Raw genomic sequence first — 14,155 nt, forward strand, 5'->3', positions numbered from 1 at the left:
GGATGACAAGTGATGAAAGCATTTGTACTCGAAGATGGCAAGCAGAATATAAAAGAGATGGATAATCCTATTGCAGGTGAAGGGCAAGTAGTCGTTTCACTAAGAGCTGCTGGATTAAATCGTCGTGACCTTTATATACCAAACCGTAGAGGAGATAATAAGAAAGCATTAATACTTGGTTCTGATGGTTCTGGTGTGGTGGAATCGATAGGGGAGAGAGTTACTAATTTTAAAGTTGGGGATGAAGTAATTATTAATCCTGCTTTACGATGGTATGAAACCACTGATGCACCTCCGAAACAGTTTGATATTTTGGGAATGCCAGATCATGGAACATTTGCTGAAAAGATAGTAATATCAGAAGAACAATTAGAACCAAAACCAGATTACCTCTCTTGGGAAGAAGCCGGGGTACTTGCGTTATCCGCATTAACTGGATATCGAGCCCTAGTTACAAAAGGTCAAATTAAGAAAGAAGATACGGTGTTTATCCCTGGAGCTGGAAGTGGCGTTGCTACTTACCTTATACAATTTGCTAAGAATATCGGTGCAAAGGTCATTGTTACCTCTAGAAGTAAAGAAAAACAAGAGAATGCAAAAAAGTTAGGTGCCGATATTGTTCTTGATACGAATAGTGATTGGAATCAGCAATTGGCTGATGAAACCATTGATTTAGTTATTGACAGTGTAGGTGGTTCAACATTTAATCGTTCCTTAGAAGTTGTGAAAAAAGGTGGAAGAATTGTTACATTTGGTTCTACAACAGAGGATGATATCCAGTTTAATCTAAGAAAATTCTTTTACGGCCAGTATCAGTTATTTGGGTCTACCATGGGGAGTAGACAAGAATTAAGAGAGGTTCTTGAGCATATGGAAAAATATAAAATGCATCCCGTAGTTGATCGGTCATTTTCTTTATACGAAGCCCAAGATGCACTAGATTATTTAAATGAAGGAAATCAATTTGGGAAAATAGCTTTAAAAATTAGTCAATAATATAAATAAAGCGGACGCGTCTAGATGAAGGGACCCTCCGCTTTGTTTATTTAAGACTCATTTCGTATACTTTGTTGCTTTTTATACGTCATACTCTATAGAAACTCCTGATTTATTTAATTCAGAATAGCGCTTCACAACCGCTACGGAAATAAACTCCGCTTTCCGCGGGGAGGCTGAGGCCGTGCCCGCGAACCGCAAGTATTCTGCAGAAAACAGCCTTATCTAAATACTGAAAAAAAAGGGGTCACAACGATACTAATGGCTAAAATAAATATGGCTAATGAACCTACTTTGTTTTTCTCTTTCCACAGACTAATTCCAAAGCCACATGTGTAGAAAAAGACTAAGATCATTACAGTTGATACGAAGAAGTTCATTTAATCCCTCATTTCATCTAAGCTAGGTAATTCTGTTTGTCTACCGAATTTCTCAAGGTCTACTCGTACATCTGTATGTATTTCCATGTTGGGGTAAGTTTTCATCCAATCGAACGATTCCCACTCAGGAATTGTAAGAAATTCTTTGCGTGCAACAAGTGACCATCCAAAGGGTTCTGTGCTATATTTTTCTTGTGTCTTTTTAATTAACTCATCAAACTTTTCTGTTAGTGTATCTTCAAAAGATTTTTCTAACGTTTGTCTAATTTTCTCACTGTCTGTAAAATCTGTCATCCCGTGATTAGTCATGACTTCGATAGAAATGGGAATGGTTGCAAGAATAGACGGTTTGGTCTTATCAAGATTCATTTTTAGGTCAACATTAGACTCCCTTCGTATTCTTACGGTCAAATAATGTTCATCCGTAAAAGGGTCTGGTAAGGATGTTAGAATTTCATCTGGTTGTTGAAGGACATTACTGAGCAAAAAAGCTAGACGTGTTTCTTCAATAGTCAGTGTGTCAATCATGATCCCTTCCTTAAAAACTGCTGACCCTGCAAATTGTGTATTGTTCGTTTCCCCTTCAAATTCAAACTCACCTGCTGCTATATTATCAGGATCCTTATTTTCTTTCGTATCATCATTTAGTTCGGTAGTTGCATAGATGGATAAAAATAAGTTTGCATCTGCTTCTGTAATTCGGAAGAACCGATTTAGTTTAGAGGGGGGGACAGTCCCTGTATTAAGTCCACGATTAAACATCAACTCAAAATATTGGTGTGGTCGTGTATCAAGTTTGGGTTGATTATTTTGAACAAACACACTAGGCTCTTCCTGAGATACTAACAATCTGATATCTCTTCTGATTTCCATCGCTTTGGTAGCATCATAAATCCATCGAATAAAATCTTCATCTTTAGCAAAATCCTCTGATACAATGATAAGTCTGAGTAAATCATAAGTAACCTGTTTGGCAATTACCGCATTTGCTAAACTCCGTGAAGTGATAAAATCTGTTGCTGAAAAGGAGATGGTTTCCTGGGGAGGCTCGTCACCACCACTACCACCAGCTTGCGTTCCGGATTCAGGATTGGCAAATATATAGGTTATTTTTACGAGATTATCATCTTCTTCCGATTTACCTAGACCAATAGCAACAACATAAGCTAATTGATCTACTTCCGTTTGATCCATGCAGCCACTAAGAATGAATACAAGTAATATAATGATAAATATTTTTCCTGTGGTGCGAAGTTTGCTCATTTGCGTAAATCTCCTTTAAATTTAGCTAATGTCCACATAATAATTGGCAGGAAGAAAAACAAAGGTGAAGCAAGGTTTCCAACCATCGCTTTTAAATCAAAAATTGCAAAAGTCGGGCTTTCTGGCAGTAATCCCAGAAAGACAATTAGGGTTGCAAAGGCAGGCATAATGTATTCAAAATGCTCTATCTTAAACAGTTTTCCAAATAGCATGATATTTATATAAAGATATGCCGCAAATTTTATAAAGGAAGCAATGAGCCAAAAGGGGAAGAATAAGGTTTCTATGTTCGTTAAAAAACCAAGACTTATGGATCGAATCGTTTCATGATAGGGATAATTCAACAACATCACTGATTTATAATCAAATAACATGACATAACTAACCATGGTAATGGAAAGATTAATTAGAATTAAAAAAAATGCAATCCATGTTCCTTTTTTAAAATCTTTAGTGCTTTTTACAAAGGGAAAAAGCATAAACAAATAAAGGAAATCCATGTATAAAGATATTTTCATCGTACTTTCTTTCAATACATCCCATTCACCCGGGCCGAAAACAGGGAAAAGAAAACCCAGATTTCCTTGACCTATCGTTAATATTAGAGATAAAAATAAGGAAACTTGCAAATAAGGGAGCACAGACCATGAAACAGAACCAATCTGTTCTAAACCTCTTTTTGCCCCATAAGCACAGACTCCCATTAATGTTGCATAGATAAGAATAGCAGGGGTTTTAACAAAATACATAGTCGAAATGATATCTGTATAGGTTGCAGTATCGAGTACAATATAGAAAAATCCAATAGCCCATAAGAAAAATAAAACCAAAAAACCGAGGAATTTACCAAAGATATGGTAAATAATATCAATTAGACTTTTATCTTGATAATTTGCTGCAATGTGTAATAAAAGAAATAATGGAAGAATAGCTAATATCCCACTAATAATGGGTGCTATCCATCCGGCGTTCTGTAGGGAATCAAATAACATAGACGGAATATCGTCTGTTGTTTTTGTGCCAATCATAAACAAGGCAATTGCTATATATTCTTTGATTCCTATTTTATCCTTTGGTTCACCCATTATAGAGCTCCTTATCTTTTTGTTATATCTTTTGGCTTCACATAACCTGGTCTAAAGGTTTCATGTTGTAATACTCTTCTAAAGACCGTATCTCCTGAAGATTTGTACTTGGGTGTTAGTGGAGATAAGTATGGTACACCAAATGATTTTAAAGAAATCATATAAAACAGTCCTAATGTAAATACCGCAGTCATGCCATATATACCAAATACACTTGCGGCTAAAATAAACCCAAACCGTAAAATACGTATAGTAAAATTCATACTTATGTCACCGACAGCAAACGAGCTTAGGCCGCTTAATGCTACCACGATAACAACAATGGGACTAACAATATTAGCTTCAACAGCAGCCTGTCCCAGAATGAGTGCACCGACAATACCAATTGTTGGGCCGATTGGACTCGGAACTCTTAACCCTGCCTCTCTAATAAGTTCGAAAGCAACTTCCATAAGCAACACCTCAATAACTGCAGGGAAGGGAACCTTTTCCCTTGAAGCAGCGATTGCCAACAGCAAGTCAGGAGGTATCATTTCAATATGAAAGGTGACTACTGAAATATAAATGGAAGAGGTAAATATAGTTATAAATAAGGCAAATATCCGCAATAATCTGGTGAAATTTCCATACATAAACCGTAAGTAATGGTCTTCTGATGTATGAAAAAACGACCAGAATGTTGCCGGGAGAACAATAGAATCAGGAGAGTTATCCATCAAGAGTACAATATACCCATCTTCTAAAAAAGAGACAGCGCGATCGGGCCTTTCTGTATATAAAACTGTTGGAAATAACGAATATTTTCTTTCTTCAATGTACTGCTCTAATAAGGAAAGGTTTTGTATCGCATCCACATCTAACGTATTTAATCTTTCCCTTACATTTTCTAATAGTTTTTCGCTGGTAATATCTTTGATGTATAGTGTATAAACGACATTATTTGAGCGTTGGGAAACAACACTATTCTCAATGACTAAGTTTTCGTTTTTTAACCTTTTTCTAATTAAGGAAATATTTGTAAATGCCTTTTCATTAAAAGACTCTTTGGGACCTTTAACAACTGTTTCATTTTCTGGGTTCTCAATTCCTCTTCCTTCAAAGTTCGCTACATTTACGGAATATGCTTGTTTTTCACCTTCAATGAAAAGAGCTGCATTCCCGCTATTAATATCTTTCATTGTATCTTGTATAGTATGTTTATTTTCTATTGACTGAATAGTAATGATATTATGTATTGGAATATTTTCATCTTTGTTATTAAGTAAAGGGGCTATAATATGCTCGTCTATTAGTTTAAAGTCAGTAATCGTACTTATAAACAGTATGGCCGCTTTTTTATTAAGTCCGCTAATGAATAGCTCTCTAATAAGAAAGTCAGTATTATCAGGGTAGGAATAAACAACTTTTAACGTATCTAAGTTTTTCTGCAAGTTGGGATTTACATCTTGTGCTAATTTTTTCTTTCCCATCTTATTCCCATGTTGAGTTCTTGTCTTAGGTTTCATCTTTTGAATAATATTGAACAAATGATCAACTCCAAGTTATACATTTAAGGTCCCACGGAACTCTAATAATTATGTAAGTGTATGTTGAACAACCTCTGTAAGAAAAGAAATAGGGCCGTCTCTTAAAGATGATGACAGTCCCTATGTTAGGTAAGCTTCGATTTTATCTATTGCTTCCTGTAATTTTTTGCTATTATGTTCGTACATTTGTTTGGACGCTTGATTGTCAGTAGATAAAGAAAATAATTCTAAGTCTGCTTGACATTTTTTCATCGTTGCAAGTAATAATGGTTTTTCGGTTGGGGAAGGGACTGCTAAACTGTCATCAAATAAGTCTACATATAATTGTCCATCTGTGTCTGCTTGTCCAAGGAAAACATTTTCAATACTTACATTAAGCTTTTCGAGTTCCGTTTCTAACCATTTTAAATTTAGGTTAAGATTTGAAAGGGACTCATTCATAACTTTGCCATCCATAATAATAGTTTGTGGTTCTTTTTGTGGAGCTAATGGGATTCCCAAATCTTTGGCTGTAAGAGGGCGATTTTCTCTTTTTGGTAACACATTTACGGATCCATTAGGTTCAAGTACAGCAAACTCAACATCAGATGCTAAAAAAATATCTCTTTCCCTCAACTTCTCAAGTAAGTCATCTGTTGAATATCCTTCTTTTTTCAAATTGTCTTCCATAATTTTACCATCTTGAATGAAGACGGTACTTTTTCCCTCGGTAAAATTGCGAAATGCTTTACTTTTTAAGGTGATTTTTTCTACGCCAAAAGGGATAATAAACCAAATGAATAGCGCAAGAATTGCATGAAAGATGTTAGCTTGAGGATCAAACGTATGAATGGCTACTATCCCCCCTAATACAACACCAGATATATATTCAAAAATATTCATTTGTGATATATGTTTGGTTCCGAGCAATTTTGTGAAAGTGAATAAAACGACGATTAGTGTAAGAGATTTTAAAATCACCACTATCCAATCTGGCATATAAATTCATATCCTTTCTGATTATTATTTGTATTGAGGTTCTTCTTGTGTAAGGTAAATAACTTGCTTGCCGAGGTCACCTTTTATGTCTTTCATAATTTCTTTTGCCTCTTTATATGCTTTTTGGGCTTCCGCGTGTTGTGCTTTATTTTCCAATATCTGTAAACTTGCTTCAATATTTTTAATGGATGCATAGCAAGTTTTTACTTGTGATCCTACCGTCATCAGAAGATACTCCTTTATCAGTAAAATTTTATCCTTTAGGTTTAAATAATAATGCACCAATTACTCCAAAAATTATAGCTGCTGATATACCCGAACTGGTTACTTCAAACATACCAGTGACTACCCCAATAATGCCATGTTGCTTTGCTTCCTCCAGAGCACCATGAACTAAATTATTTCCGAAGCTTGTTATAGGGACAGTAGCACCTGCTCCCGCAAAATCAATCAAAGGTTCATAGAGGCCGAATCCATCAAGAATAGCCCCTAGTACAACTAGGGTGGTTAATGTATGGGCAGGGGAGAGTTTGAAGACATCAAACATAATTTGCCCGATAACACAAATGAGTCCCCCAATAACAAATGCCCAGAAGAAAATCATAGGTTATCACTTCCTGTCTCTATAGATACTGCATGAGCAATACAAGGTATAGAATCACCTTGATTTACACTCAATGGAGAGTGAAGTGAGCCGGTAGCTACAACCAGAATACGGTTCAATTCACCTTGTTTCATTAAGTCTAAGAAATGTCCATACGTTACAATTGCAGAACAAGCTGGTCCGCTTGCTCCAGCTAGAACAGGTTGATCTTCCCTATATATTGTTAAACCGCAGTCTACATATTTTTCTTCAGGAATCTCAATACCTCGTTTATGCAGAAGGTCTAATGATACCTCTCTACCAATATGCGCTAAATCACCAGTAATAATTAAGTCATAGTACGTGTGATCAATATTTCTTTCTTTCAAATGTGTTTCTATAGTATCTACTGCTGCTGGTGCCATAGCCCCACCCATATTAAAAGGGTCCGTCATCCCCATATCTACTATTTTTCCAATCGTAGCGGAGGTAATTACAGGCCCTTCTCCGTCCTTGGCAACTAATGCACATCCAGCACCAGTTACAGTCCATTGGGCTGTAGGAGGTTTTTGACCACCATATTCCGTAGGATAGCGAAATTGTTTTTCTGCTGCTGCATTATGACTTGAGACACCACTAAGAATATAGTTTGCACCGTTTCCATTAATAATTGCAGCTGACAAAGCTAAGCTTTCCGTAGAGGTAGCACAAGCATTAAATAATCCAAAATAGGGAAGTCCCATTTTTCTAGCTGCTAAGGTTGTAGGTGTAATTTGATTGGTAAGGTCACCGCTTATGAAAAATTGAACTTGTTCCTTCTCAATGGTACTTTTCTTAATGGCAACTTGACATGCTTCTTCCATCATTACTTGTTGTGCTTTTTCAAAGGACTCTTGCTTTAACCACATATCTTCGTGTAGGATATCGAAGGCTTTTGGAATATTCCCTTTTGCTTCAAAAGGGCCTCCAACTGTTCCTGTATTGATAATGACGGGTTTATTCTGAAATATCCAGGTTTGATGCCCATTTAGCATTATAATCCACCCCATTTTATAAGAATGGTTTTAATAAGTGCCACTACAAATGCAGAAAACACTCCATAAACAATAACTGGTCCCGCAACTTTGAACATGCTGCTACCAACACCTAAAATGAAACCTTCCGTACGGTGCTCAATAGCAGCAGATATAACTGCGTTCCCGAATCCGGTAACAGGAACAGCTGTACCGGCTCCTGCAAATTGGCCTATCCGATCATAAACGCCCAAACCAGTTAGTAACATGGTGAGAAAAATTAGGGTCGCTACCGTTGGATTTCCAGCTGTTTGTTCGGTAAAGTTGAAATAGTAGATATAGAATGTTGTTATTACTTGACCTATTAAGCAAATAGAACCTCCAACTAAAAAGGCTTTTATACAATTTTTTAGCACTGGTCTTTTTACTTCCCGTTCTTGTTGGAAGGATTGATACTCTTGTGCTTGTGGTGGTAAATTCTTTTTCTTATTATTTGACATTTGTTTTCACTCTTTCTAATTGAAGTTATCTAGCATCATCAATTATGTCTTTTCTTTAGACAACTTAGTTATACGGTCTATTTCCTTTCCTAGTTTTCCGGGTTTTATGGAATTGGATTGTATTTTTTCCTCTAATTTCTCTAATTCCAAATAAATTTTTTTATCGATTGTTAGTTCAACATGAAAGTTTTTGAAGTTCTCTTTTAGTTCTTTAGACAGTTCTTTCTTGATTTTGGATAATTGAAATCGTTTGTTATGTTTGATTTGAACAGCGATAATTAGTTTATTGGAAGTGTTCGCTCCTTTAATACCGGTCACTTCATCATGCTTTTTTAGAATATCTTTAGCCTTATTGGATGGCTCCTGATCAATTAATTTATTAGCAGAGATATTATTAATTTCGACTGTTTGTTGCTTATTATTTTGATTGGTATTACTAGAATTATCACTGGCTGTTCCATTACCACAAGCCGATAGTAGGACAAGTACAAAAATAATAAGCATTAAATTATTTTTTTCCAACATACGTAAACCCCCGTTTCGCTTATGATTATGTAGGGAGGCAGGGACATCTTTAAAGTTTTTAAATGAAAAAAACGAATAACACAAAAGTGAGCGTCGAAAACGTTTTTTTCAAATAAATTCTTTTGTCCCAACCTCTCTTTATGAATAACTTTTATTGTTTATATTGAGGTTCTTCCTGTTCTATTTGCTGCATTCTTGGTTCTACACTTTGTAAAATTGCTTGTGTTTGTTGAGCAGCACTTTGGTATAATTGTTTCGCTTGTTTATTTTCTGTTTGTAAAGCAAATTGTTCAAAACTTGCTTGTGCACTCTTTAAACCAGCGATTGTCTGTTTAACCTGTGTTGCAACTGTCAAGTGAATTCCTCCTTTGATCTTTATCGTTATAAGTTTTAGATTTAATAAGCTGAATTATACTTTCTATTATTTTCCTAAGATAATCGGAGTAAATTTTCATTAAACGAATCGAAACAAATATCCATAAATTTGAAACATTTCCCATGTCATATCCGTCTTATTAATAGGGGGCAATATCGGGAGGAATAGAGAATGAAAAAAATGATTATCATTGTATTTATTTTATTTCTTGTGTTTTTCGTTTATATTTTTGCTTCGGCTCAAGGAGAAGTGACTAGACTAGATAAAGAAAAGTCCATAGAGAAGAAATTGGACGATTTTATATTACATATGAAAGTGGAGAGGGGAGATAATGGCATTAAAATACACCACTCCCTTCAATACGTTGGGGATGAGTCAATTCGTATAGAGCATCAAACTCCCCTTGTCTCCATTTCCTTACAAACAAAAAATCATGATTTCACTGGAAGCATGGTGCCTAAATATTTACAGAAAGGAAGTATATACTATCAGGAGCCTGTTACGCTTTCAACAGAGGGAAAAGGAGAAAAGAATTTATATGTAAAGGCAAAATTTTTAGCAGATGGTGAACCAGTAAATATTGAACATGTGGAAACATTAAGGTTTAATTAACTAAAAAAAATCAGAGGGATTAACCTCTGATTCTTTAACGTTTATTCAGATTTTTATTTTGAACAAAGGAGGTAACATCCATACGTAGTGATTTTGTATATTTTCTAATCATTTGATCCTTCCAAGTATCAACTCGGCGATTTGTTGAGCGTTTTTCATAATAAGCTTTTAGTTCAATATCGAAATCAGATAGCAATTGACGTTGTTCCTCATCGTTTGCATACTGATTTTCATGATAAACAATATCTAGTGGGAAACGTGGTTTTATTTCAGGGTTATCATCAGGATAACCAACAGCAATTCCGAACAACGGAACAACATGGTCTGGTAGATTTAATAATTCACTAACTCGATTAATATCGTTTCGAATACTGCCTAAGTAACATATGCCTAACTCCATGGATTCAGCGGCGATGGCTAAGTTTTGAGCAGCTAATGATGCATCTATTGTGGTCACAATAAACTGCTCCGTACTTTCAATGCTTTCTTTCATATTTTCTAATTCGTTATCATCTGCAACTAATTGTACTCGGTGCAAATCACCACAGAACATAAATAAATGTCCATTATTTGTAACTTGAGGATGTCCAGATACTTTCTGCAGCTCTTCTTTTAATTTTTCATCTGTCACGCCGATAATGGTATAAGCCATAACGAAACTGGAAGTTGAGGCCTGTTGTGCTGATTTAACTAATGTATGGATTTGATTTTTTGTTAGTTTTTCATCCTTAAATTTACGGATGGAACGGTGATTTAAGATTGTCTCAATCGTAGTATTCATTCATCAACTCTCCTTTAGTTTTGTTCAATGTATAATATTTCGATTGTCAAATTGTCTGGTGTTACATCAATGGGGTTAGAATCGATATTTTCTCCTGAAGAAATCATATCTGGTGTAGTTAAAGAAATTGTTTCATTATCTAACCATTCCATAGCATTGATTGGCCGAGTATAATTTAACACCACTGCTTCTGTCTTTGAACGTACATCTAGTATGGACCATGAATCCATATCCACAACCATGATATCATGTACAAAATAAGAAGTCTCAGAAGATGTTTTGGTGCGACTAAATTTTAATAAGAATCTAGATTGATCTGGTGATAAAGAAATATTTTCAAATTTGGCCAAATCAGCAACGAGATAAGATTGATTGTCATCAGCCTGATTAATAAGCAGGTACGAACAAGAATTTTCATTACAAGAGAACTCGAGGAGTAAAATTTCTTGATTATTAATGTCGAAGTTGTATATTTGCATCTCTTCTACAGACTGACTTGGATTTTTCACTGCCATTAGATATTGTTCTAGAATAGGAACTGCTTTTAAGTTTAATCTGAGGACATCATTATTCACTTGAAATTCTATGAATTCATTTATTTCTTGTTCATCTACTTTTTCTTCTACAATAACAGGTTCTGTCAGATTCTCATCTTCCGCTTCACCTGCTTTCTGAATGACGGGTTGAGTGGACTGGTTGGAACAGGCAGACAATACGATAAAAAAAATTAGATGGATAATAGCTAACTTAAGCTTCTTCATAACAACGCTCCTATTTTTAAACTTTTAACATCACTAAAATTATACAATAACTTTGAAAAATATGATTAAATTATTATACAAATCACCGGAAATTACCAATCTAAATATTGGGGAGGAAAAAAATGAAAACATTTAAGTTAAAAATGCTAGATATCGTTTTCGATAAGGAAGATTATAGAAAGATCCGGCTAATTGATGGATTAATTATTAATAGAGAAGATGATCGATACCCTGATCAATGGTTAATCGAAGCATATATACAGAAGTCTTATAAGGCTTATTTTGAAACTATCCTCAAAGAAAACAATGAAATAAGAGCTCGAGTGAAAATAACAAAAGAAGATAATGATTCAGTCCTATTCCAATCACAGGTAATAGGTGTAAATGATATTGGGGAAAACATCAATGTATTATTGAAGGGGTATATTGAAAAGTGATGTATAAATAATCTTGTTGTGTGATACCGAAAAAACAAAAAAATTTAGCTCAAGTAGCAATACTTATGTTAAAATCATTTTTATATTAACACACACTTTGATTGTGGAAAAAATAGGAGTTCATTATGAAACTATATCATTCACGTATTAATTGGATTAACAGGTTATCGCCTGTTCAGATTTTATTTATTTTTTATTTACTTGCTGTCACTATATCAACTGTTTTGCTTTCATTACCAGTTTCACATAAAGATGGGGTAAATATAGCTTTCATAGATATACTGTTTACTGCAGTAAGCGCTGTTAGTGTAACGGGACTAAGTACTATCACTATCGTGGACACACTTAGTACAACAGGTATTATTATTTTAGCCATTATTTTGCAATTTGGTGCAGTAGGTGTGATGGCGATAGGAACGTTGTTATGGCTTTTAATTGGAAAAAAAATTGGGCTGAAAGAAAGACGACTCATTATGACTGATCAAAACCAGACGAGTTTTCAAGGAATGGTTCGTTTGGTTAAGCAGATTATTTATGTATTATTAATGATTGAATTGATAGGTTTTTTAGTTCTAGGGACTTATTTTCTTCAATTCTTTCCAACTGCAAAGGACGCTTATTTACAAGGTTTTTTTGGAACCATTAGTGCAATTTCTAATGGTGGTTTTGATATTACAGGGGATTCTTTAAGGACTTTTAGTCATGATTACTTTGTACAATTTATTAATATGTTGCTTATTATATTTGGGGCAATAGGATTTCCGGTACTTATTGAAGTGAAAGAATACATATTTGCGAAAAAACATCAAAGGAAAATTCAAAGATTTAGTTTATTTACCAAGGTTACTACATTTACTTTCTTTAGTTTAGTAGTTGTTGGGGCATTAGGCATTTTTCTTTTGGATTTAAACCACTTCTTTGTAGGAAAAACATGGCATGAATCATTTTTTTATTCCCTATTTCAGTCTGTAACAACTAGAAGTGGTGGTCTCTCAACAATGGATGTCAGATTGCTAACGGAGGAAAACCATCTTTTTATGTCGTTTCTTATGTTTATCGGAGCTTCTCCTAGTAGTGCAGGAGGGGGAATTCGAACAACGACTTTTGCTTTAGTTTTAATTTATGTAATTAGCTATGCTCGTGGAGTCAAGAACATTCGAGTCTTTAATCGTGAAATTTACGAAAGTGATTTAGCGAAAGCAGTAACAGTTACTTTCATGGCTGGGATTATTGTATTCTTCTCGATATTAATTGTGATGAAAATAGAACCATTCTCCTTAATGCAAATCATTTTTGAAATAACATCTGCTTTCGGTACGGTTGGACTGTCATTGGGTATTACAAGTGAATTAACTACAATAAGTAAAGTTATACTTATGATTCTTATGTTTATTGGTAGAGTTGGAATACTAACTTTCTTGCTGATGTTTAAGTCAAACAAAAAGAATGGGAATTACCATTATCCAAAAGAGAAGATAATTATAGGATAAATAACTTACTGGTGAAGGTTTGATAGAAACTCCTGATTTATTTAATTAAGAATAGTGCTTAACCCCGCTACGGAAATACACTGCGCTTTCCGTGGGCGGCTGCTGAGCCTCCTCGAGCTGACGCTCTGCGGGGTCTCACCTAGGCCTTTCCTCCCACAGGAGTCTCCGTGTATTTCCTTCGCTAGTTTGGTTCTTTTGGCTCCGTTGCACGTTATTATCTATGTAAATAAAGCAGCCTACCACGATTAAGCTGGTTGATTGGAGCGGAGGGCAGTCGACTCCTGCGGGAAAAGCACGTGTCTGAAGACCCCGCAGGACAAGGAAAGCCTCGTCAGCGAAACATCGCACGCAGAAAAAGGCTCTTCTTTTTCAAGGAAGTGGTTTTCTTCCGAGGAGAGGGAGGCTAAGGCCGTGCCCGCGGAAAAGCGACTGCCGAAGTGGAAATTGACAAAGCACTTCATTAGGCATTTATCTTTAATTAAGTTAATCAACAGTCTATATAAATTATGTACGTCACTACCTATTGAATATTATCAACTTTAACTTACAAAATGCAGCTTGTGCTATTCCTAGTGAAGAGCACAAGCTGTTTTGGTATTATTTAGCAGTAAAACGCTGCTCCTACGATGATTAAAAGAATAAAAAGCACCACAATTAACGCAAAATTGTTTCCATATCCATAGCCACCACCGTAGCCGTAGCCTCCACAATAGCCCATGCTTTCACCTCCCAAATTGATTCAATAATACTATATGTACATCTGTACAAATTGTCTGGACGTTTGCACTAGTTTTCACGAAAAAAGCAATTTTCTATGGAAGAAAACAGTTTTTGACGCAAGGAGTCCGG

17 protein-coding genes are annotated in these 14,155 nt (G+C 35.3%); 4 read left to right on the top strand and 13 right to left on the bottom strand.

Going from position 1 to position 14,155, the window contains the following annotated elements; genetic code table 11:
- Positions 1-12: 12 nt before the first annotated feature.
- On the top strand, positions 13-996 hold the full coding sequence (locus D8M06_RS00460) for a zinc-binding dehydrogenase (RefSeq protein ID WP_121202393.1): 984 nt from the start codon (positions 13-15) through the stop codon (positions 994-996).
- 380 nt (positions 997-1,376) lie between these two features.
- On the opposite strand, the gene D8M06_RS00465 is transcribed toward D8M06_RS00460, so the two are convergent.
- From D8M06_RS00465 to D8M06_RS00510, 10 genes are all read right to left on the bottom strand, one after another.
- Entirely contained in the window at positions 1,377-2,639 is a 1,263-nt protein-coding gene (locus D8M06_RS00465; protein WP_121202394.1) for a Ger(x)C family spore germination protein, read from the bottom strand.
- A complete protein-coding gene (locus tag D8M06_RS00470; protein WP_121202395.1) occupies positions 2,636-3,724 on the bottom strand; it encodes a GerAB/ArcD/ProY family transporter in 1,089 nt (362 codons plus the stop codon). Before D8M06_RS00470 ends, D8M06_RS00465 begins: the two co-directional genes overlap by 4 nt.
- 11 nt (positions 3,725-3,735) lie before the next feature.
- A complete protein-coding gene (locus D8M06_RS00475) occupies positions 3,736-5,250 on the bottom strand; it encodes a spore germination protein (RefSeq protein WP_338322936.1) in 1,515 nt (504 codons plus the stop codon).
- A 120-nt stretch (positions 5,251-5,370) separates the two neighbouring features.
- Entirely contained in the window at positions 5,371-6,228 is an 858-nt protein-coding gene (locus D8M06_RS00480; RefSeq protein WP_121202396.1) for a DUF421 domain-containing protein, read from the bottom strand.
- Between the two features lie 24 nt (positions 6,229-6,252).
- Positions 6,253-6,453, bottom strand: a complete 201-nt coding sequence (locus tag D8M06_RS00485) for a DUF1657 domain-containing protein (RefSeq protein WP_121202397.1) — start codon at positions 6,451-6,453, stop codon at positions 6,253-6,255.
- 28 nt (positions 6,454-6,481) lie between these two features.
- Entirely contained in the window at positions 6,482-6,832 is a 351-nt protein-coding gene (spoVAE, locus tag D8M06_RS00490) for a stage V sporulation protein AE (RefSeq protein WP_121202398.1), read from the bottom strand.
- A complete protein-coding gene (gene spoVAD / locus D8M06_RS00495) occupies positions 6,829-7,845 on the bottom strand; it encodes a stage V sporulation protein AD (RefSeq protein WP_121202399.1) in 1,017 nt (338 codons plus the stop codon). Before spoVAD ends, spoVAE begins: the two co-directional genes overlap by 4 nt.
- Positions 7,845-8,324, bottom strand: coding sequence for a stage V sporulation protein AC (gene spoVAC / locus D8M06_RS00500; RefSeq protein WP_121202400.1), 480 nt, complete (start codon positions 8,322-8,324; stop codon positions 7,845-7,847). The genes spoVAD and spoVAC overlap by 1 nt, the downstream gene beginning before the upstream one ends.
- Before the next feature lie 42 nt (positions 8,325-8,366).
- Positions 8,367-8,849 (bottom strand): hypothetical protein, encoded by a 483-nt coding sequence (locus D8M06_RS00505; protein ID WP_121202401.1) that lies wholly within the window; start codon positions 8,847-8,849, stop codon positions 8,367-8,369.
- A gap of 151 nt (positions 8,850-9,000) precedes the next feature.
- Positions 9,001-9,204 (bottom strand): DUF1657 domain-containing protein, encoded by a 204-nt coding sequence (locus D8M06_RS00510; RefSeq protein ID WP_121202402.1) that lies wholly within the window; start codon positions 9,202-9,204, stop codon positions 9,001-9,003.
- Between the two features lie 192 nt (positions 9,205-9,396).
- Here D8M06_RS00510 and D8M06_RS00515 point away from each other — a divergent pair, with 192 nt between their 5' ends.
- Positions 9,397-9,837, top strand: a complete 441-nt coding sequence (locus D8M06_RS00515; RefSeq protein WP_121202403.1) for a hypothetical protein — start codon at positions 9,397-9,399, stop codon at positions 9,835-9,837.
- Positions 9,838-9,871: 34 nt separating this feature from the next.
- On the opposite strand, the gene nfsA is transcribed toward D8M06_RS00515, so the two are convergent.
- Complete coding sequence (gene nfsA, locus D8M06_RS00520) at positions 9,872-10,618, bottom strand: oxygen-insensitive NADPH nitroreductase (protein WP_121202404.1); 747 nt, start codon at positions 10,616-10,618, stop codon at positions 9,872-9,874.
- A gap of 14 nt (positions 10,619-10,632) precedes the next feature.
- The gene (locus D8M06_RS00525) at positions 10,633-11,379 is read right to left on the bottom strand and encodes a hypothetical protein (RefSeq protein WP_121202405.1); all 747 of its coding nucleotides are present in this window, start codon (positions 11,377-11,379) and stop codon (positions 10,633-10,635) included.
- A 122-nt stretch (positions 11,380-11,501) separates the two neighbouring features.
- Between D8M06_RS00525 and D8M06_RS00530 the strand changes: the two genes are divergently transcribed.
- Both D8M06_RS00530 and D8M06_RS00535 read left to right on the top strand, forming a co-directional pair.
- The gene (locus tag D8M06_RS00530) at positions 11,502-11,816 is read left to right on the top strand and encodes a YwpF family protein (RefSeq protein WP_121202406.1); all 315 of its coding nucleotides are present in this window, start codon (positions 11,502-11,504) and stop codon (positions 11,814-11,816) included.
- 125 nt (positions 11,817-11,941) lie between these two features.
- Positions 11,942-13,306 (top strand): TrkH family potassium uptake protein, encoded by a 1,365-nt coding sequence (locus D8M06_RS00535; RefSeq protein ID WP_121202407.1) that lies wholly within the window; start codon positions 11,942-11,944, stop codon positions 13,304-13,306.
- Positions 13,307-13,907: 601 nt separating this feature from the next.
- Here D8M06_RS00535 and D8M06_RS00540 read toward each other — a convergent pair.
- Positions 13,908-14,024, bottom strand: coding sequence for a YjcZ family sporulation protein (locus D8M06_RS00540; RefSeq protein WP_085992537.1), 117 nt, complete (start codon positions 14,022-14,024; stop codon positions 13,908-13,910).
- Between the last annotated feature and the right edge of the window lie 131 nt (positions 14,025-14,155).

This window comes from Oceanobacillus halophilus (genome assembly GCF_003628505.1).
Taxonomy (GTDB): domain Bacteria; phylum Bacillota; class Bacilli; order Bacillales; family Amphibacillaceae; genus Oceanobacillus; species Oceanobacillus halophilus.